Here is a 19,713-nt window from a genome sequence, read left to right as displayed (position 1 = left end):
GTTTCAGGCAGGAAGGCCGGTTTTCCCGCTTCCTGCCTTGCCTCCCCCCAGGATTATCCATAACCCAAATGCCAACATAAGCAACATCAAAACCGCATCGGCGATGATTTCCAACAGGCTATTGTTCAGTTGCTGATTGAACAATTCCAGCCCACACACCAAGCCATAACCCAATAATCCAAACATCAACACTTGTGCAAGATAATTTATACATGAATGGCCAATGTAACGATTTATCCACATATATTGCAGCGGGACTGCTGACAGCAACAGAAATAGCGCAAACGCCACCCCGTTGTAACTGTATTTTCCGCCGAGATAATAAATCCCAATAAAGTAGGCAGTCATTCCAACCATGCCAATTAAGGCCGTCAGCTTCGCCTGACCGCTGCCTTGCAACACCCAGTAGCCCGCAACCGTATTCGAGTGCAGGAAAAAGTACGCCGCAATGATCTGCAAGGTGGGGCCAGCCTTCGCCGCAAACTCTGGGGAAATCCATAACCCCAGGAAATCGCCGCCCACTGTAATCATCATGACCGCCAGCACCATGCTGATCAGGAACATGGCCTCACTCACTTTCCGGTATAAGGCCAACAATCCCTCTTTGTCATTCAGGCTGGACATCTCGCTAAAACGGGGAAAGGCAATCTGCGCCAGGGTATGGATAATGCCATTGGCCATTTGGGCAATGGTGAAAGGTATTTGGTAGTAAGTGACCGCTTCAGTCCCTATCACCAGGCCGATCAGCAGCTTGTCAGCCCGGGTTGTCAGGGAACTGAAAAAATTCCCCATGAATGTATAAAAACTAAACGAGACAATTTCATCAAAAATAACCCGGTCAAACACCGGATAGGGATGAATTCCCGCCGGTAAAACCTTGTGGCTGGCAATATAACCGCTGGCCAACGCCAGAGCCTGGACAGCCACGTAGCCCCACATGACCCCAACCAAAGAAAAGTCCGCCAGCAACAGGGCTGTCGCCACCGCAATCCCGCCCAGATTGCCCAGGTTATGGATCACTGCCGGTACGTCAAAACGGTGGTACGCCTTGCATACATTCAGGTAAAACTGGTTAAGGTAGCTGAAAAACAACGGCAGGGTGGTGATACGCAAGACCTTTTGCGCCAGCATTTGTTTGTATGGGTCACCATACAAATGTGCCGCCAGCATTGGGGCCAGCGCATAAAGGAGAACAACGCTGACTGCGCCCAGCGCCACATAAACCAACAGCGACACATTCAGGACTGGCGCGACTTTTGCCTGCTGGCCAGTCGCCTCATAGGCCGCGACATATTTGATGATTGACTGCCCAACCCCCAGATCGACAAGCGTCATGAAACCAATCAGGGATACGCAGATGACATACAAACCGTAGAACTCCGTTCCCAACTTACTGACCATAAATGGAATGGTCGCCAAAGCCGCAAGCAATGGCAGGGCATACCCCACAACGCTAAAAACGACATTCCTTTGTACATTTTTCATTTGACCTCAACTTTCCGCATCATGCGTGCGCACAGAACCAGCTCCCCTTTATCCGGGGATTAACTTAAAGAAAAATACAAAACATTTAATAAATGAGAGTTATTGATTGGAGCGATTTTATTTATAAGTAAAGTATGGAAACCGCTAATTTATCTTCTGAAATTATGTTAATTGAATCCGTAAAGAACCCGTGCCCTGCTCCCGAACAATCGCAAGCATCCTGCCGACGAATGGCGTTACGGCGCAAAAGGTTTTTTACATCCATACAGAAAATAGAATATTATTCTTGCGGTAAGTCGAAAAACGATACACCCCGAGGTTACCATGCCATGAACCTGCCTACGGTGAAGCAGTTACGTTATTTTATTGCGTTGGAAAGCCATGAACACTTTGGCAAAGCGGCCGAAGCCTGTTTTGTCTCGCAATCTGCGTTCAGCACCGCCATCCGCGAATTGGAAACCATCCTCGAGGTGCAACTGGTCGACCGCACCAACAAGAATGTCACCGTCACCCATATCGGCCGCCAGATTGCTGCTGAAGCCCGCCGCTGCTTGCGCGACATCGAAAACTTGGTGGAACTGGCGCGCAGCAACCATGCGCCATTGACGGGCGAACTCCGGGTCGGCGTCATCCCCACCATCGCCCCGTTCCTGTTGCCGTCAGTCCTGCCATCCCTGCGCCAGCAATTCCCGCATCTGCGCTTGTATCTGACTGAAGACGTCACCCAACGCATTTACGAAAAGCTGATGAGTGGCGAACTTGACCTGATCATCCTCGCCTTGCCCTATTCACTGCGTAATGTCGAAATCCTGCCATTGTTTCATGACAGTTTTTTCCTTGCCTGCCGTGAGGACACCCAACATACCCGTCCCCGCCGCTATATTTTCGACGAGCTGAACCCGGAAAGCATTTTGCTGCTGGAGGATGGCCACTGCCTGCGCGACCATGCGCTGTCCGCCTGCCACCTACAGGATATGGACAAAGTCAGCCGCTTTACCGCCAGCAGCCTATTGACACTGGTGCAAATGTTGGACTCGGACTTGGGGATTTCTTATCTGCCGGAAATGGTCAAAGGCTCTGCATTGCTGGCTGGCACGCATGTAAAAATATGGCCCCTACCGGAAGAAAGCTACCGCGAAATTGGTTTGGCTTGGCGGCGCGGCAGCGCCCGCGAAACCGAATTCATGCAATTGGGTGAATTCATCAAGACCACTTGGTTAAAGTTATCCGCCGCAGCATAAAACCAGCTTTCCGTCCATCGGCTTTTTTGACAAGGCATTTTCCACTAATCGGTCTTATCATTCGTTTGAAACTGGCCGGATAAGCAAACCTCATCGGCATAGCATAAAAAAGTCCTCAGGAAGACAACAAACCACGAGGACAACATGCTTACAATATCCTTGATAACAAGCCTGTGCGTGACATGGATTGCACTTTATCTGCTCAAGCCTGTAGCGCGCCGCGCCCATCTGCTCGACATCCCCAAAGGCAGAAAACAGCATACGGGAGCCGTTCCGCTGATCGGTGGAATGTCAATATTCGCTGGCGTATCCGTCGCCACCCTGTTTATCCTGCCCGCCAATCCAGCCGTCAGCACTTGGCTGCTCTGCGCCCTTGGCATCGTGTTGCTGGGCGTTGCGGATGATGCGGAAGACCTCTCTGTCAAACTGCGCATCGCCATGCAAACCCTCCTCACACTGGCGTTGTGCCTCGGCTCTGGCTTGTCACTGCAAAACCTTGGCAACCTGCTGGGTCTTGGCGAAATTGATCTTGGCCTATTCAGCTACCCGTTCACCGTCATCATCGTGCTAGGCGTCATCAATGCGTTCAATATGATTGATGGCATTGACGGGCTATTAGGCTCAGTCGCCATGGGTTCACTATTAAGCTTGGTTATGTTGTTCAACCTGCCTGCCCATACGGCGGAATTGGGCGTCTGTGTCGTCTTCATCGCCGCCCTGATCCCTTACCTGCTCAACAACTTGGTGTTGCCGCCTTTCAAACAGAAAATTTTCATGGGGGATGCAGGCTCCATGTTGATTGGCCTGACCATTAGCTGGTTGTTGATCCAAGGCACACAAGACCCTAGCGCCCAAGCATTCCGTCCGGTGACAGCGTTGTGGCTGATTGCGCTGCCGATCATGGATATGGTGCGTGTGATCCTGCACCGTCTGCGCGAAGGCCGTTCCCCCTTTGCCGCTGGCCGTGATCACCTGCACCACCTGCTGATGGAAATCGGCTTGAGCAAATCCGCCACGCTGGTCACCATGAGCACATTGGCGTTTGCACTTGCAAGTGTGGGCGTTGTGTCAGAGCACCTGCAAATCAATGCAAGCCTGATGTTTTACGCCTTCCTGCTGACGTTCCTGGCGTACCTGTTACTGTTGGCCCCTGTTGCAAAAGCTGAAAAAGACAGCTTGCGCCGCTGGTTTAAAGAACAGCCCGTCACCCAAACTGCTCGGAAGATTCTTGCAAGATACGGAAATAATTGATGAAAGGTGGCATTTTACCGGGTGCCAACCGGACTGACCGCTCCTCAAAATACGGGGGGGCGGTTTCGTCTGTATAAACCCTGATCTGCATCCGGTACAGCGGCTGCTGACTGGAATCCAAAAATGGCCCACCAAAATCCGGCTGCACATATTCCCCTTCCGACTCCTCCCGCTTCTGCATATAGGCATCAACCTTCGCCGCATCCCCTTCCGCCAGCAACAGCAGGGTTTGGCGGGGAGCCAACATCGGATTGATCCCGGTTGCGCCGGAATTGACTGTCAGGAAACGGGTCAGCGACTGATAAAGCTCTGGCGTCATCCCCATCACCTGCTGCAACTCCTCAATCCGCTCAAACGGGGCATCCTTGGCACCGAATGGCAAACCAGCACGCTCATAATCCTTGTCCTCGGCACCATTGAGGCGACGCAGGTCATCCACATCCCGGAAATCTTCCAGAATATCCAACATCCGCTCGTTGGCTTCGTCATTCAGGCCGACCTGCTTCAGGATTGCCTGCAACAATGGGCGGCTGGCGTAATTGATGTCGATCAAACCATTCTCGCCGACCACCCGGATTTCGACTTTTGCGCCGTCGTAACTCCACAGCAGTGGCGTCCCTCCCAACTTGAGATCCCGCTCCTTGTTGGGCAGGAAAAGTTGCATGACCGCATAATGGGTGGCAGCTTCGGCGATAGCCCGGGCCATGGCAGTGCGGCGGGCGTAATCCACCATGCTGGTTTCGGTGCGGGTGGCGTACACCAAACTGGCCGCCAACGCCATCATCACCATGATCATCCACAGCACCACCACCATCGCCACACCCGCTTGCCGACCCATGCCACCCCGCAGGTAAGGCCAAGGATAGGGGGACAATTTATTTTTCATAATCACTCACCTGCGGCAAATCGATCAGCATGTCCGGCCACGGCCGTTCCGCATCCGCCAACGACAATTTCAGCAGCAGCGGATAGGTTGGCTGTTCTTCCCATTCAGACTCCCATTGCGGATCCTGATTCGCCTCTTCTGCACCGAAGTATGCAAATGCGGCATCTTTCAACCCATCGAACACCAAGACCGGTTCGGCGTCCTTGAACGCATCATCCCAGGTCAGCTCAGGCCGGTAAGGGGCATACAGCATCTGCAATGCCTTGCCCTGCTTGCCGCTGACAATATCCAGTTCGATCAGGAATACCCCACCCTGATGCTGCAAGGGTTGTAATGGCGCGGCGTAACGCAGGGAGGAAGAGGAGCCTTCAAACGCATAAACCGGCGCGTCGTCCTTTTTCCCTTTAATCTTCACCACCATCGCCTGGCTCAGTTGACGACGCAGAAAATCGGTGATCAGGCGCATGTCCTCGGTTTTGTTGATGCGGGCGTCCGCCGCATCCCAACCGCGCCCGATGGTGTTGAAAGCCGCAAACAGGGCCAGAAACAATAAGGAGACCAGCGCAAATGAAATCAGCATTTCCAGCAAGGTAAAGCCACGCTGCTTCATTTTTCTTTCCCAAAACGCAAAGAGGACAAATGGAATTCCCGCGCTTTCTCACCCGTCTTCCAGGTTACGGCGACATCCACCTGATAAAGTTGCAACGGGATGGAAAGCTTTTCCTGCTTGTCATCCAGCTTGATTGGCTCCATCCTGACTTCCCAGCGGTAGCCGGAGCCTTTTTCCTCGCCGCTGGTATCCCCCTCTTCCACCGGAATCTCGCGGCCAACAGCCGCCATGCGGGACTCGGCCACCTGCACGGCAAAACTGTATTCATCTGACAGCGCCACACCGCGCATGGAGGAACCGAACAGTTGCAGGATGACACCGACCACCAGCCCCATCACCACAAAAGCGACCAGCACTTCAAGCAGGGAAAAACCTTTACTGGATTGAAACACGCCCCGTCACCCATTCGACATTGACCTTGTAGGCCTGTTGCTTGTAGGTCAGCTCCACCGACCCGCCGGTGGAGCCGCCATCAGGAAAGAAGCGGATGCCGCCTTGGTCGGCGGAACTCACTTCCGAAGAGGTGGTGTTGATTTTGGCCTCGATAGCACTGCTGAACGTGCGTTCGGCATTGTCCGCCCCGCCCTCAATCCAGAAACGCTTGTCCTTGATGTTCATTTTCCACAAGACCGGCTGCTGGCGCATGATCGCCTGGGCGCGGGCATGACGCAGGCTGGCGGCGACTTCCCGGCTGCTTTTACGCAGCACGGGGCCTTCGCTCAAGGAAGTCGCCACCACCCCCATCAACAAGCCCGCCAGAACCAATACGATCATGAGTTCCAGCAGGGTGAAGCCACTATTGCTGTTTCCAGAGCGTAATGTCTGCATCTTCGCCTTCACCACCGGCGGCACCATCCGCGCCGAAAGACATCAGGTCATATGGCTGGCTGTTGCTGCCAGGACGTTTGTACTGGTAATCGTTGTTCCATGGATCCTTGGGCACTTCGCCTTTTTTCAGGTAGGGGCCATTCCAGCCACGCGCATTGGAAGGCTGGGTCACCAGCGCCTTGAGCCCATCCGCCGAAGTTGGGTAACTGCCAACTTCCAGGCGGTACATGTCCAGGGCTGCGCTGATGTTTTCAATCTGCACCTTGGCGGATTGGGTCTTGCCCTTGCCGAGGTATTTCAGGGCTTGCGGGCCAACAATCCCGGCAATCAGGCCGAGAATGACCAGCACGATCATCAGCTCAATCAGGCTGAAGCCGCGTTGTGGGTTGGACAGTCGTTCACTTTGGGGTTTGTGTTGCATTATTAGCTCCTTGTTATTAGCTATTTTGGTTAGCTTTTATTGTGTTATCGAAATTGGGGATTCCTACTTCACCAGATCGGCCATATTGATCATCGGCAACAGCACCGAGCCAATAATCACCAAAATGGCGAGCGCCATCACCAGAATCAGCAGCGGCTCCAGCAGCGCCAACATCTGTTTCACGGCAGTTTTGACTTCATCATCGTAAATGTCTGCCACTTCCCTTAGCAGATCTTCCATACGCCCGGTTTCCTCTCCGACGCGCAACATGTGCAAGGCGTATGGGGGAAACACGCCTTTGCCCAATAATGTCCGGGTCAGGCTTTCGCCCTGCTTAAGGCTGTCGGCGGATTCCTCCACCGCCGCCGCCATGACCCGGTTGCTGATCGTATTCTTGGCAATTTTCAATGCGCCCAATAGCGGGACGCCGTTGTGCAGCAAGGTTCCCAGGCTGCGGGAAAAACGCGCGGTCTCAATCTTGCCGATCAGGCCGCCGACAATCGGCCAGCGCAACATGCTGCGGTCAAGGCCAGCGCGCGCCTTTTCATTGGTCAGGACGTATTGCAGCAGCATCAGCACCAGCAGGAAGCCACCCAGCACCGCCCACCAGTAATGCTGCAAGGTATCCGCCGCCGTCATCACCACTCGGGTGATGGTCGGCAGTTCGCCGCCCATATCCTGGAACATCTGCGCAAACTGCGGCACCACAAATGTCAGCAGCGCAATGATCGACACCACCGCCACAAACGCGAGGATGGCCGGATAAATCAGGGCGGAAATCACTGTGCCGCGCAATTCCTTCGCCCGCGTCATGTAGTCGACCAGACGGCCAAGCGCATCATCAATGGAACCGCCCGCTTCGCCCGCCCGCACCATATTGACGTAGAAACGTGAGAACTTGCCGCTTTCATCCAGCGCGTCAGCAAAGCGTTTGCCGCTGCGGATTTGGTTCTGGATGCCCTGCACCAGCGTCTGCACCGCCGGTTTGTCGCTGATTTCCAGCAGGATGCCGAGCGCACGGTCCAGCGGCAACCCAGCCTTGAGCATGGTGGACATCTGCTGGGTCAACGCCATAATGTCTTCTTGGGCAACCTTTTTGCCGCCGAACAACCCGACGGATTTTTTGGCAGCAGAGCCCTTACCACCACCCACAGCGGATTTCCCCGCCTGGATTTTGACAGGGATCAACCCTTGCGCATGCAGGCTTTCCACCACCAGCGCTTCGCTGGCCGCCTCCATCACGCCTTCCTTGGCCACACCGCCAGGGGTAATGGCCTTATAACTATACGCTGCCATTCGGGGTTTCCTCCGCTACCCGCAGCACTTCATCCAAGGTGGTCACGCCTTTCAAGGCCTTGAGCAGGCCGTCTTCGTACATGGTGCGCATGCCACCCTTGCGCGCCTGTTCCTGCAACACGCCAGCGTCTTCATGCTTGAGGATCAGGCGGCGGATCGGGTCATCCATCACCAGGATTTCGTGAATGGCGCTACGGCCCTTGTAGCCACTATTGCTGCAAGCGTTGCATCCTTTGGCACGCCACAACCGCAACTCGCCATCCGGCTGGTAACGGCGCAGCCCAAGCTCTTCCTCAATTTCCGGCAGCACCGGATGCGGCTCACGGCACTGCGGGCACAAGCGCCGCACCAAACGTTGGGCAAGAATGCCGTTGACGGTCGAGGTGAGCAGGTAATCTTCAATCCCCATGTCCAACAGGCGGGTGATGCCACTGGCGGCGTCGTTGGTGTGCAAGGTGGACAGCACCAAGTGGCCGGTCAGGGCGGACTGGATGGCAATACGCGCAGTTTCCACATCGCGCATCTCACCGATCATGATCACATCCGGGTCCTGACGGACAATGGAGCGCAAAGCGTCAGCAAAGGTCAGGCCGATTTTCGGATTGGCCTGGATCTGGTTGATGCCCTCCAACTCGTATTCCACCGGGTCTTCCACGGTCAAAATCTTGTTTTCCGGCGTGTTCAATTGGGTCAGGGCGGAATACAAGGTGGTGGTTTTACCGGAGCCGGTCGGCCCTGTGACCAGAATAACGCCATGCGGCGCTTCCAGTTGTTGCTGGAGTTTTTGCAAGTTGTCGTCGGAAAACCCCAGGGTTTGCAGATCCAGTTTGACGCTGTGCTTGTCAAGCAGGCGCATGACCACGCTCTCGCCATGCATGGTTGGCACGGTGGACACACGCATGTCGATTTCCTTGCCCTGCGCGCGCAACTGGATACGGCCATCCTGCGGCAGGCGGCGCTCGGCGATGTTCAGCCGCGCCATCAGCTTGAGCCGGGAAATAATGGCAGAAGTCAGCTGCGGCGGCGGTGAATCCACTTCATGGATCACGCCGTCAATGCGGTAACGCACCTTCAGATGGCTTTCAAACGGCTCGATGTGAATATCGGAAGCCCGCTGGCTCATGGCATTGGTCATGATCTGGTTGACCAAGCGGATAACCGGAGCCTCACTGGCCATATCCTTCAAATGTTCGATGTCATCCAAATTATCATTATGGCTGCTGATCTCGAACTCATCCTCGCCAACCTCTTTTTTGTCAGCTTCACCACCATACAGACGCTCGATATTGGCGCGGATTTCACTGGGCAACCCCAGCAGCGGTTCAACCAGTTTGCCACTGGCCATGCCAATGGCTTGCCGGGCAAAAGGATCCTGTGGGTTGGACATGGCGACCACCAGACGTTCCTCTCCCGTCTGCACCGGAACAATTTCAGCGGTACGCATGTAGTTGATGGCAATGCCGGGGTTTTCAACCGGAATGGAGGGGTAGTCATTCGTCAACGCCAACCGCACATTCAAATGGCGTGACAGCACGAACGCCACTTCCTGTTCGGTCAGCATACCCAGACGAACCAGCACACTGCCCAGCGGCTGGCGGATCTCGGTTTGCGCACGCAATGCACGCTCAAGATCAGCGGGTTTCAGTTTGCCTAATTTGACCAGCCTTTCACCAAACATTGTGGCTGGCGCAGCGGATGTTGCAACCTGCATGAGTTATTATCTTTATTATTGTTAGGTTACACGCTCTGTGGCGCTTAAGATTAGTCTTGATGTTTATTAGCCCACAAGACCCTTAATCCTCAACAAGAATGGTGGATAGAGGGGAAACATGCAAGCAGTTTCCCCTTGAACGGTCAGAAAATTACATACCGCGACCACCCATGAAAATAGCGCCGCCGATACCAACCACCATCATGACAACCATCAGCACCAAGAACACCAACGCCATAATTCCTGCCAGTTTCCAAAAGCTTGCCTGTTGCCCCAGCGCCGTTTCCAGATCCGCCACATCCAGTGATGTGACTGCGCGTTTGATCGAGCCTGCGTAACGTAGCAGGTACAGCGACGCCATGAAATAAACCAGGGCCATCAGCAAATACATCACGCCCATTCCCACCATCATGCCTGTCCCGTAAATGCCCAGTTCGGCCTGCGCGCCCTCCATATTGCCCATCAGTGCGCTGCCCATCAGCATGGGAATGGATGCCAACGCCATGAAGGCCGCGCCAATAAACCCCATAATGGATAAAAACAACACCCATGGCCGGGTTTTACGCAATGCAGCAACAATGTTGTCGGTCATTGCACCGCTGCCGCCTGCAACATCCTGGACAGCGGAACGTGGAGGGATAAAAGCATCTTGAACGCCCATTTTGTTTTCCTTTTATCGTAAAAAACGCCCAATTTAGCATTAAACGCCAGCAAAAACATACTTTCTTCGCCAAGGCATATTACGCTGCTGGCATGGACAGCGGACTCTCCAAAATACTGAAAACCATCAGTTTCGTCATCGCCATCATGGCGGGGGCAACACCTGTGCATCCGCTGGCAGCGGAACCAACCGGACTGGTCATCGTGCTGGACGCATCCAACAGCATGTGGGGGAAAGCGGGTGACACACACAAAATAGTCCTGGCGCGTAACGGGCTGCATACCCTGCTGATGCAACAACCAGAAACAAGCGCCATTGGCTTGGTGACTTATGGCAACCACCGCAAATCAGCTTGCAACGACATCAATGTGATCGCCAGCCCTGGTGAAATGGATGCGCCCGCCCTGTCGCAAAAAATCAACAGCATTGCACCTTACGGGCGCTCCCCTATCAGCGCTGCGTTGGGACAGGCCGCCAATCTGCTGGATGGGTCTGGCGACATCCTGCTGGTCAGTGACGGCCCGGAAAGCTGCGGCGGCGACCCCTGCGCCACAGCCGAACACCTGAAAACGACGCATCCCGACATCCACATCCATGTCCTTTCCTTACAGGACACAGAAAACAGCAGCCTGCGCTGCTTGGCGGAAACCAGCGGCGGACGCTTCGCCAGGATTCAGGATGCAGGGCAATTCGCCGGACAGCTTCGGCAAACCCTCCAAACAACGGAACAAACCCATGCCACGCCGCCCGACAAGACATCAGGCATCCTGCGCCTGAGTGCTGGAGCCAATGGCCACGAGACAAACCTGCCCGCCAGTTTCCTGATCTACAGCGGCGATGGCGATTACATCACCGAGTTTACCGCCCGCACCGAAGCCAGCCAGCCCCTCCCCCCCGGTGACTATCAGGTCAGCATGCTTTGGAAAACCATCAAACAAGTCAAAACCATCCATATCAATCCAGGGCAAACCATCGACCAGCATTTCGACTTAGGCCCAATGGGCACATTGCTACTGGAGGCGCAAGGCTCCCAGCAACAGGCGGTGGACGCCAATTTCACACTGTACTCGCCCGCTGACGACTACCTCTCCGGCCACCTGTTCAAATCCAAAATCAGCGACACCTTGCCAATCGGCTCTTACCGCATCAAGGCCAGTTTTGGCAAAGAAACCCAGGAAGCACGCCTGGAAGTCACCGCCGACGCCGAAACCAGCCATACATTCCAGTTCAGTACGCTGCAATAATTTGCGCCTTCCGTTCACGCGTCTTCGCCCGGAAATAACGCTCATTGTGATAAAACGCCGGTGCATCATTAGCCCACCAACCAGGCACGCCCAAGAGCGGGAACGGATTAAGCCCCGCAGGTGAAAGCAACCCGCCTTGTTGCAGGCTGGCGGCCATCACCCCATCCAGATACGCCTGTTGCTGCGCCAGCGCCAAACCAAAAAACGCCGGTTCCACCGCCACCAACAAAGCATGCGCGGTCAGGCCGACATACGGCGTGAGCAGCTTCTCCAAGGTGGCGTGACCCAGGACAAAGCAAGCGATTTCCCGCCGCCATGCAGCGCGCTCTTGCCAAAAAAGGGCTTCCCAACTGAAATCCAGCGCCAGTTGCAACAGGTCGCGGCGGCTGGCGGCGACCACCACGCCGCTTTCATCCAACACCGTCAGCGCATCCCGCTGCGAAGTGCGCGGCTGGCCATGCCGCATGATGTCGGTGGCATGCAGCGCATTGACCATCACCTTGGTTTGCGGATACAGCGCCCACATCAACGCATTGAAGAAATCATGCCAGTTGGGACGGGTGGCGACGATGCCGTGCTGAAAAATCCGCTCTTCGTAGTAAAGTTCCGGAAACGGCAAAGTCCCATCCTGCGGCAAAAAACGGATCGGTTGGCCGGACTGCGCGCATAAACCAGCGGGCAGCAAACGGGTCAGCATTTCAACCTCAGGCCATTCCGCCTGTTCCTGCCAACAACGGATATTTTGCAACTGCCGGAAGCAGGGATGCAGACTGTCAAAAACAGGATTCCAGAAATCGGCCATCGCCTCTCGCCACCACCCAAAATGAGGGTGAGTTTAACGCAAATGCTGGCGGCAGGCAGACCCGGAACACACAGAAGCCCTCCGCATCCGCTACAATCACTCAGAATTGAACCACCTCCCTTGGCGCGCCATGAAACTGAACAATCTGGAAACATCTGTTGACCACGCCATCCTGCAACGGGGTCAAGGCTATACCGCCTTTGTCCTGGATTTGGAAGAAACCGAACCTGAATTCTGGCAAGCCTACGTTGAAGGCACCGAGACTTACGACGTGGAAATCCAGTTGGATGGCGACACAGTGACTGACTGGTCATGCTCCTGCCCGTATGATTACGGCCCGGTTTGCAAACATGTGGTGGCGACCCTGCTCAATATCCGCGCCCGTCGGCAAACATCCGCCACGGGCCAGGCTACAGCCGCCAGCGCCCCCAGCAAACGCGAACAGCTTGACCAGACACTGAAAACCATCAAACGCGAAGACTTGGAAGCCTACATCCGCCAGCAATTGCATGGCGACCGCGCCCTGTTGGACAAATTCCTGCTGCGCTTCCAGCCAGTTGTTTCCGGCGGGGAAAATATCGCCAAACAATACCAGCAAATGTTCAGCCATCTGGCACGCCGTCATTTCCAGCACGGCTTCATTGACTATGAAGAGGCAAACAACTTCGTGGACGAAGCGCAGGAACTGCTGGACACGCTGCAACAGTCACCCCTTGAACCTGCCGGTAGCATCGACGCGGGCTTTGCCATCGCCCGCAGCATTGCGGACATCGCCAACCAGATTGACGACTCGGATGGCGGGCTCGGCGACCTGATGTATGGTGTTAAAGCCATTCTCGCCAAACCCTACCGCCTGCTGCCCGCCGAACGCCAAGAGCAACTGTTCCAGCAAGTGCTCGCTGCCAGTTTTGACAAGCAATACAGCGAATATGGGCTGGAAGGCATTTTCACCGAGCTGCTGGAAACCTGGACGGCGGACAACCGCGCCTATCAGGATGCTTATTTGCAGGTGCTTGACCAGCAGATCAGGGCAACCCCCATCGGCTGGGGACGGGATTACCTGTTACGCCTGCAACTGAAATTGCTCAAAGCCTGGGGCAGGCAGGATGAGCTGGACACGCTGACATCCGCCCACCTGGAAATCCCTGATTTCCGGGATACGGCAGTCCAACAGGCCATTGACACCAAAGATTTCGCCAAAGCCCGCCAGTTGCTGCTGGAAGGCGTCAGGCTGGCTGAACAGCAAAGCCTTCCCGGCATCCTCAACCGCTGGCGTGTCCGCTTGCTGGAAATTGCCTACCAGCTCAATGAACCGCCCGCCATCCGCAGCGAACTGGAATGGCTGTTCCAGAACAATCAGTTTTCACTGGAATACTATCGCCAGCTAAAGGCCGCCTATTCCCCAGATGAATGGCCAGAAGTCCGCCAGCGCCTGTACGCCATGATCCCCGCCGCGCGCGGCTTTGACCCTGCCCGTGCCAACCTGCTGGAGGAAGAAAACGACCTCCCGGCCCTGTACGCCCTGGTCACCCAGCCCGCGCCCATACCAGGACAAACCCACACATTATTCAAAAAATATGCGCAACTGCTGGCGACCGCTTTCCCGCAGGAAATTACTGTCGCCTACGCCAGCCAGATTTGCGACTACCTCCGCAACAACACCGGACGGCATGCCTATGAACAGACGGTCAACGACCTGAAAATCCTGGCCAAGATGCCCAATGGCCAAAACATGGCGAACAACCTGGTGGCAGATTTCCGCACCCGCTACAAGACGCGCAAAGCCATGCTGGAAATGTTCACCAAGGTGTTTAAGACATGAGCAAATTCCCGAGCTTTCCGCCGGATGTTATGCTTTGTCAAAGCAAGAGCGGGAGGCCACGCCCATGTCCGTGACAAAACAGCAAGAAGACCATTACATTACCGAAGCAGAATATCTGGAAGGGGAGAAATTTGCCGAAGAACGCCATGAATACATAGACGGACGAATTTACTCGATGGCGGGCGCAAGCAAGCGGCACAACCGCATTGCAGGCAATTGCTACCGTGCTTTCATGGATAACAGCGGCGGCCAATGTGAGGCGTTCATGGGGGATCTGAAAGTCCGCGCCTCCACGCAGCGCAAAACCTATTACTACCCAGATGTGGTGGTGGGTTGTGCAGAAGACGACAACGCGGACGAATATTATCTGGAAAAACCCTGCCTGATCGTCGAAGTCTCATCCGACTCCACCATCCGCAAGGACTACCTGGAAAAGGCGCTGGCTTATCAAACGATCCCTTCACTGCAAGCCTACCTGATCGTGGCGCAGGACAAACCGCTGGTGGACATGCTGACCCGCAATGCTGAAGGCGGCTGGGATTTGCATCAGTTTGACAGGCTGAAGGATGAAATCAGCCTGCCCTGCCTTGATATGACACTAAGCCTGCAAACGGTCTATTTTGGCGTCAATTTAAATGGCCATAATTAAAGCGCAACAATATCGCCTAACTTAAGCATTCAGCCAACCCACACCCGCGCATTCCGGAACATCCGCAGCCATGCGCCGTCCTCACCCAGTGCGCCCGCCGGTTTCCACGAATGCTGCACGGCGCGGAACAGCCGCTCAGGATGCGGCATCATGATGGTGAAGCGCCCATCAGCCGTGGTCACGCCGGTAATCCCCAGCGGCGAACCGTTCGGGTTTTCCGGATAATGCTCGGTGGCCTCGCCGGAATTGCCGATGTAACGCAACCCGACCAGCCCTTCCGCCAGCACATCCGCCGGATTGACGCCAACATCAAACACCGCGCGGCCTTCGCCATGCGCAACGGCGATCGGCAGGCGTGAGCCTTCCATCCCTTGCAGGAACAGCGACGGCGATTTCAGCACCTCCACCGCCGCGTAGCGCGCCTCAAACTGTTCGGAACGGTTGCGGTAGAAACGCGGCCAGTGCGCCGCGCCCGGAATCATGCCGCGCAATTGCGAGAACATCTGGCAACCGTTGCACACCCCCAGCCCGAAGGAATCGCCACGGGCAAAGAAAGCGGCGAACTCATCGCTGACCAGTGGGTTCATCAGGATGGTTTTCGCCCAACCGCCGCCCGCCCCCAGCACATCGCCATAAGAAAAGCCGCCGCAAGCCGCCAGCCCCTTGAAATCCCGGAGGTTGACGCGCCCGCTGATAAGGTCGGTCATGTGCACGTCAACCGCCTTGAAACCGGCGCGGTCAAAAGCGGCCGCCATTTCCACCTGGCCATTGACGCCCTGTTCGCGCAGGATCGCCACCGCAGGGCGCACGCCCGTCCTGATATAAGGCGCGGCCACATCCGCATCCGGCTCGTAGCTGAGGCTGAACGGCAATCCAGGGTCGCGCACGTCATCCAGGCGTTCAAACTCCTGGGCGGCGCAATCGGCATTGTCACGCAACGCCTGCATCCGGTAGCTGGTTTCCGCCCAGATTTTCTGCAAGCGGGCGCGGGGAGCACGGTAGGCCTCTTCATGGGCGAAGGTCAGCACCAGTTCATCGCTGTCGTTGAGTTCACCGATGACATGGGCGCAATGCGCCAGCCCGGCCTCACGGAAAGCCTCCAGCACCGCATCCGTATCGCAGTGGCGCACTTGCAGCACCGCCCCCAGTTCCTCACTGAACAGCGCAGGCAGCAATGCATCGTCCAGCAGGCCAATGCGGGCGGTGAGGCCGACATGCCCGGCGAAGCTCATTTCCGCCAAGGTCGCCAGCAACCCGCCGTCAGAACGGTCATGGTAGGCCAGGATCAGGCCTTCAGTGCGCAACTCCTGGATAACGCCGAAAAACGCCTTGAGCGCATCCGGGTTATCCAGATCAGGCGCGTAATGCCCGACCTGCCCGTACACCTGCGCCAGCGCGGACGCCGCCAGACGGTTTTTGCCCTTGCCCAGGTCAACCAGGATCAGATCCGTATCGCCCTGATCGGTGCACAGTTGCGGGGTCAGGGTCTTGCGGATGTCCTGCACTGGCGCAAAAGCCGACACGATCAGCGACAACGGTGCCGCCATTTCACGGTCTTCGTCATGCTGCCGCCAGACGGTTTTCATCGACAGGGAGTCCTTGCCCACCGGAATGGCGAGGCCCAGGCGCGGACACAGGTCTTCGCCCACCGCCTTCACCGTGTCAAACAAGGCGGCGTCTTCCCCCGGATAACCCGCCGCCGCCATCCAGTTGGCGGACAAGCGGATGTGGCGGATGTCGGCAATATCCGCCGCCGCAAGATTGGTGATGGCTTCGCCAATCGCCATCCGCCCGGAGGCCGCCGGATTCACCAGCGCCACCGGTGTGCGCTCGCCCATCGCCATTGCCTCACCATAATTCGAGGCGTAATCGGCGGCGGTCACCGCCACATCCGCCACCGGCACCTGCCACGGCCCCACCATCTGGTCGCGCGCCACCATGCCCGTCACCGTGCGGTCGCCAATGGTGATGAGGAAAGACTTGGACGCCACCGTCGGCAAGCGCAGCACGCGCTCAATGGCGTCGGCCAGCCCAATCTGGCTGAGGTCAAGTTCCGGCTTGTGGAAGGTCTGATGGCGCACATCGCGCAGCATTTTCGGCGGCTTGCCCAACAGCACATTCATGGGCAGGTCGACCGGGTTATTGTCGAACAGGGAATCCCCGACCAGGAGCTGCTGTTCCTTGGTCGCCGTGCCAACCACCGCATAGATGGCGCGTTCACGCTCGCACAGCTCACGGAAGGCGTCCAGGCGCTCTTCGGCGACCGCCAGCACGTAGCGTTCCTGCGATTCATTGCTCCAGATTTCCATCGGCGACATGCCCGGCTCGTCGTTGGGCACGGTGCGCAGCTCAATCCGCCCGCCGCGCCCGGCGTCGTTGATGATTTCAGGGATGGCGTTGGAAATGCCGCCCGCGCCCACGTCATGGATGGACAGGATCGGGTTGTCAGCGCCCAGCGCCACACAACGGTCAATGACTTCCTGGCAACGGCGCTGCATTTCCGGGTTGCCGCGCTGCACGGAGGCGAAATCGAGGTTTTCCGCACTCGAGCCGCTGGCCATCGAGGATGCCGCCCCACCGCCAAGGCCGATCAGCATCACCGGGCCGCCCAGCACCACCAGCGGCGTCCCCTCCGGCAATGGCTGCTTTTCAATATTGCCTTCACGGATATTGCCCAGGCCGCCTGCAATCATGATCGGCTTGTGGTAACCGCGCAGCTCCAGCCCTTTCGCGCCGGGAGCCTGCATTTCAAAGGTGCGGAAATAACCTGCAATATTGGGGCGGCCAAATTCATTGTTGAAAGCCGCGGCGCCAATCGGCCCGTCGATCATGATGCCAAGGGCGGACACAATCCGGTCTGGTTTGCCGAAATCGTGCTCCCACGGCTGTTCGTAACCCGGGATGCGCAGGTTGGACACCGAGAAACCGCACAGCCCGGCCTTGGGCTTGGAGCCGTTGCCGGTGGCGCCTTCGTCGCGGATTTCGCCGCCAGAGCCGGTCGCAGCGCCGGGGAATGGTGAAATCGCAGTCGGATGGTTGTGGGTTTCCACCTTCATCAGGATATGCACCGGCTCATTGGTGTAGTGGTATTCACCCGTCTTCACATCCGTCAGGAAGCGGGTCGCCAACGGCCCTTCAATGACCGAAGCGTTGTCCTTGTAGGCGGACAAGATGCCTTCCGGCGCATGCTGGTAGGTGTTGCGGATCATGCCGAACAGCGACTTGGGCTGTTCATGGCCATCAATGATCCAGGCCGCGTTGAAAATCTTGTGGCGGCAATGTTCCGAGTTGGCCTGCGCGAACATCATCAGTTCCACGTCAGTCGGGTTGCGCCCCAGTTCGGCATAATTTTCAGCCAGATAGTCGATTTCGTCCGGGGAAAGCGCCAGCCCCCACTCCAGGTTGGCCTGCTGCAACGCCGCCACTGCATCGCCGGAAATGTCCACATGACGCAGCGGCGCGGGCTCGGCCTCACTGAACAGCACCACGGCGTCCTGCATGTCGGCCAGCACCATTTCCGTCATCCGGTCATGCAGCAGCCCGGCGAGCTGGCCGCGTTCCGCATCGGAAAGCGTTGCACTGGCCTGGACATCATAAGCGACGCCACGCTCAATCCGTTCCACCATGGTCAGGCCGCAATTGTGGGCGATGTCGGTCGCCTTGCTCGACCACGGCGAAATCGTCCCGGCACGCGGCGTGACCAGCAACAACGTCCCACTGAAATCATGGCTGCCCTGGCGTTCCTCATAGGTCAGCAAGGTTTGCAGGCGGGCGTGCTCCTCTGCGCTCAGTTCGCGTGATGTGCGCACAAAATGGGTATATTCGGCTTGCAGGCCAGTGACCGTGGGGACGGCGGCCTGCAATGCGTTTAACAGTTTGAGACAGCGGGAGTCAGAGAGGGCAACACTACCGGGGAGGATCAGCATAGGGTTCAACCAACTGGGCAGTTCATCAAGAGGGTATGATAGCCGAAAGCCGCGTCAGGTTATAGAACAGCCGTTATGCAAATTGCCCCCCAACAAGGTTGGCAAGCCGCCGCCAAATGCTTACATTCCCCCTTCACCTGAATTACCCCCGGAAACATCCCTTGAACCAGAAACAGATCAAACAACTGGAAACCGAACTGTGGGACAGCGCCAACACCCTGCGCGCCACCTCCAAGCTAACCGCTGCCGAGTATAAAGACCCGGTACTGGGCTTGATCCTGTTGCGCTATGCGCAGAACCGATTTGAACAGGCCAGGGAGCGCGTCGAGAAAAACCTACCGCCACTCGCGCCGGGGCGCACCCGCAAAGAGTCAGGCAAGGAACAATTCAAGGCGGAAGGTGCCATTTTCATCCCCGAAACAGCGCGCTATGAGTATCTCGCCAACTTGCCGGAAGGTGAAACCATCAGTTCAGCTGTCAACGAAGCGATGCGCCTGATTGAGGCGGAAAACCCTGAACTGGCGGGGGTTCTGCCCAAAAACTATCAGGAAATGGGTGATCAGGAACGCGGCGACGCCTTGCTTCGTGAACTTATCCGTGTGTTCAACAAGGACAGTGTGAAAAAACTGACCGGGGATGTGTTCGGGCGCATTTACGAATTCTTCCTGATGAAGTTTTCCATGGATGGCGCAGGCGCGCAGGAAGGCGGCGAATTCTTCACCCCACCCGCACTGGTGCAACTGATCGTGAACCTGATCCAGCCGGATCACGGCATTATCCATGACCCGGCGTGCGGTTCTGGCGGTATGTTTGTGCAGACCGGCCATTTTCTGGAAGAAAACCGCAATATCAAGTCCATCAACGCTGCTATCAAATGCTA

17 protein-coding genes are annotated in these 19,713 nt (G+C 56.5%); 6 read left to right on the top strand and 11 right to left on the bottom strand.

What is annotated here, in order from left to right; translation table 11 throughout:
* Positions 1–3: 3 nt before the first annotated feature.
* Positions 4–1,485 carry an oligosaccharide flippase family protein gene (locus tag VSS37_RS09245; protein WP_324694570.1) on the bottom strand — a complete coding sequence of 494 codons (1,482 nt, stop codon included), beginning with the start codon at positions 1,483–1,485 and terminating at the stop codon, positions 4–6.
* Between the two features lie 329 nt (positions 1,486–1,814).
* Between VSS37_RS09245 and VSS37_RS09240 the strand changes: the two genes are divergently transcribed.
* Positions 1,815–2,726: a hydrogen peroxide-inducible genes activator gene (locus VSS37_RS09240; RefSeq protein ID WP_324694569.1), complete on the top strand. Its 912-nt coding sequence runs from the start codon at positions 1,815–1,817 to the stop codon at positions 2,724–2,726.
* Between the two features lie 144 nt (positions 2,727–2,870).
* Complete coding sequence (wecA, locus tag VSS37_RS09235; RefSeq protein WP_324694568.1) at positions 2,871–3,977, top strand: UDP-N-acetylglucosamine--undecaprenyl-phosphate N-acetylglucosaminephosphotransferase; 1,107 nt, start codon at positions 2,871–2,873, stop codon at positions 3,975–3,977.
* Here the strand turns inward: wecA and VSS37_RS09230 are convergent.
* From VSS37_RS09230 to VSS37_RS09195, 8 genes are all read right to left on the bottom strand, one after another.
* Positions 3,931–4,863, bottom strand: coding sequence for a type II secretion system minor pseudopilin (locus VSS37_RS09230; RefSeq protein WP_324694566.1), 933 nt, complete (start codon positions 4,861–4,863; stop codon positions 3,931–3,933). The two genes, wecA and VSS37_RS09230, sit on opposite strands and share 47 nt — an antisense overlap.
* Complete coding sequence (locus tag VSS37_RS09225) at positions 4,853–5,473, bottom strand: prepilin-type N-terminal cleavage/methylation domain-containing protein (RefSeq protein WP_324694565.1); 621 nt, start codon at positions 5,471–5,473, stop codon at positions 4,853–4,855. The genes VSS37_RS09230 and VSS37_RS09225 overlap by 11 nt, the downstream gene beginning before the upstream one ends.
* A complete protein-coding gene (gene gspI, locus VSS37_RS09220; protein ID WP_324694563.1) occupies positions 5,470–5,865 on the bottom strand; it encodes a type II secretion system minor pseudopilin GspI in 396 nt (131 codons plus the stop codon). The genes VSS37_RS09225 and gspI overlap by 4 nt, the downstream gene beginning before the upstream one ends.
* Positions 5,849–6,301 carry a GspH/FimT family pseudopilin gene (locus VSS37_RS09215; RefSeq protein ID WP_324694562.1) on the bottom strand — a complete coding sequence of 151 codons (453 nt, stop codon included), beginning with the start codon at positions 6,299–6,301 and terminating at the stop codon, positions 5,849–5,851. The genes gspI and VSS37_RS09215 overlap by 17 nt, the downstream gene beginning before the upstream one ends.
* Positions 6,270–6,722, bottom strand: coding sequence for a type II secretion system major pseudopilin GspG (gspG, locus tag VSS37_RS09210; RefSeq protein ID WP_324694560.1), 453 nt, complete (start codon positions 6,720–6,722; stop codon positions 6,270–6,272). Before gspG ends, VSS37_RS09215 begins: the two co-directional genes overlap by 32 nt.
* A gap of 63 nt (positions 6,723–6,785) precedes the next feature.
* Positions 6,786–8,018 carry a type II secretion system F family protein gene (locus VSS37_RS09205; RefSeq protein WP_324694558.1) on the bottom strand — a complete coding sequence of 411 codons (1,233 nt, stop codon included), beginning with the start codon at positions 8,016–8,018 and terminating at the stop codon, positions 6,786–6,788.
* Positions 8,005–9,729 (bottom strand): type II secretion system ATPase GspE, encoded by a 1,725-nt coding sequence (gspE, locus tag VSS37_RS09200; RefSeq protein ID WP_324694556.1) that lies wholly within the window; start codon positions 9,727–9,729, stop codon positions 8,005–8,007. Before gspE ends, VSS37_RS09205 begins: the two co-directional genes overlap by 14 nt.
* A 151-nt stretch (positions 9,730–9,880) precedes the next feature.
* Positions 9,881–10,390 carry a DUF5362 family protein gene (locus VSS37_RS09195; RefSeq protein ID WP_324694554.1) on the bottom strand — a complete coding sequence of 170 codons (510 nt, stop codon included), beginning with the start codon at positions 10,388–10,390 and terminating at the stop codon, positions 9,881–9,883.
* Between the two features lie 92 nt (positions 10,391–10,482).
* Here VSS37_RS09195 and VSS37_RS09190 point away from each other — a divergent pair, with 92 nt between their 5' ends.
* Positions 10,483–11,634, top strand: a complete 1,152-nt coding sequence (locus tag VSS37_RS09190; RefSeq protein WP_324694552.1) for a vWA domain-containing protein — start codon at positions 10,483–10,485, stop codon at positions 11,632–11,634.
* Here VSS37_RS09190 and VSS37_RS09185 read toward each other — a convergent pair.
* Entirely contained in the window at positions 11,618–12,436 is an 819-nt protein-coding gene (locus VSS37_RS09185) for a DUF3025 domain-containing protein (protein WP_324694549.1), read from the bottom strand. The genes VSS37_RS09190 and VSS37_RS09185 overlap by 17 nt on opposite strands.
* 130 nt (positions 12,437–12,566) lie before the next feature.
* Here VSS37_RS09185 and VSS37_RS09180 point away from each other — a divergent pair, with 130 nt between their 5' ends.
* Complete coding sequence (locus VSS37_RS09180; protein ID WP_324694547.1) at positions 12,567–14,258, top strand: SWIM zinc finger family protein; 1,692 nt, start codon at positions 12,567–12,569, stop codon at positions 14,256–14,258.
* A 64-nt stretch (positions 14,259–14,322) separates the two neighbouring features.
* Positions 14,323–14,907, top strand: coding sequence for a Uma2 family endonuclease (locus tag VSS37_RS09175; protein ID WP_324694545.1), 585 nt, complete (start codon positions 14,323–14,325; stop codon positions 14,905–14,907).
* A gap of 29 nt (positions 14,908–14,936) precedes the next feature.
* Here VSS37_RS09175 and purL read toward each other — a convergent pair whose 3' ends face one another.
* Positions 14,937–18,833 carry a phosphoribosylformylglycinamidine synthase gene (gene purL, locus VSS37_RS09170; RefSeq protein ID WP_324694543.1) on the bottom strand — a complete coding sequence of 1,299 codons (3,897 nt, stop codon included), beginning with the start codon at positions 18,831–18,833 and terminating at the stop codon, positions 14,937–14,939.
* A gap of 161 nt (positions 18,834–18,994) precedes the next feature.
* Between purL and VSS37_RS09165 the strand changes: the two genes are divergently transcribed.
* Positions 18,995–19,713, top strand: a 719-nt coding sequence (locus VSS37_RS09165; protein ID WP_324694541.1) for a type I restriction-modification system subunit M, incomplete at its 3' end; no start/stop codon positions are given.

The sequence above is a fragment of the Candidatus Thiothrix phosphatis genome (assembly GCF_035668035.1).
GTDB lineage: Bacteria > Pseudomonadota > Gammaproteobacteria > Thiotrichales > Thiotrichaceae > Thiothrix > Thiothrix phosphatis.
The sequence above is the reverse complement of the archived record's forward strand: the minus strand, read 5'-3'. Positions and strand labels throughout refer to the sequence as shown.

Bases quoted from the DNA above. Each gene is read 5' to 3' on its own strand.
- VSS37_RS09245 (WP_324694570.1), bottom strand. From the start codon at position 1,485: ATGAAAAATGTACAAAGGAATGTCGTTTTTAGCGTTGTGGGGTATGCC.
- VSS37_RS09240 (WP_324694569.1), top strand. From the start codon at position 1,815: ATGAACCTGCCTACGGTGAAGCAGTTACGTTATTTTATTGCGTTGGAA.
- wecA (WP_324694568.1), top strand. From the start codon at position 2,871: ATGCTTACAATATCCTTGATAACAAGCCTGTGCGTGACATGGATTGCA.
- VSS37_RS09230 (WP_324694566.1), bottom strand. From the start codon at position 4,863: ATGAAAAATAAATTGTCCCCCTATCCTTGGCCTTACCTGCGGGGTGGC.
- VSS37_RS09225 (WP_324694565.1), bottom strand. From the start codon at position 5,473: ATGAAGCAGCGTGGCTTTACCTTGCTGGAAATGCTGATTTCATTTGCG.
- VSS37_RS09215 (WP_324694562.1), bottom strand. From the start codon at position 6,301: ATGCAGACATTACGCTCTGGAAACAGCAATAGTGGCTTCACCCTGCTG.
- gspG (WP_324694560.1), bottom strand. From the start codon at position 6,722: ATGCAACACAAACCCCAAAGTGAACGACTGTCCAACCCACAACGCGGC.
- VSS37_RS09205 (WP_324694558.1), bottom strand. From the start codon at position 8,018: ATGGCAGCGTATAGTTATAAGGCCATTACCCCTGGCGGTGTGGCCAAG.
- gspE (WP_324694556.1), bottom strand. From the start codon at position 9,729: ATGCAGGTTGCAACATCCGCTGCGCCAGCCACAATGTTTGGTGAAAGG.
- VSS37_RS09195 (WP_324694554.1), bottom strand. From the start codon at position 10,390: ATGGGCGTTCAAGATGCTTTTATCCCTCCACGTTCCGCTGTCCAGGAT.
- VSS37_RS09190 (WP_324694552.1), top strand. From the start codon at position 10,483: ATGGACAGCGGACTCTCCAAAATACTGAAAACCATCAGTTTCGTCATC.
- VSS37_RS09185 (WP_324694549.1), bottom strand. From the start codon at position 12,436: ATGGCCGATTTCTGGAATCCTGTTTTTGACAGTCTGCATCCCTGCTTC.
- VSS37_RS09180 (WP_324694547.1), top strand. From the start codon at position 12,567: ATGAAACTGAACAATCTGGAAACATCTGTTGACCACGCCATCCTGCAA.
- VSS37_RS09175 (WP_324694545.1), top strand. From the start codon at position 14,323: ATGTCCGTGACAAAACAGCAAGAAGACCATTACATTACCGAAGCAGAA.
- purL (WP_324694543.1), bottom strand. From the start codon at position 18,833: ATGCTGATCCTCCCCGGTAGTGTTGCCCTCTCTGACTCCCGCTGTCTC.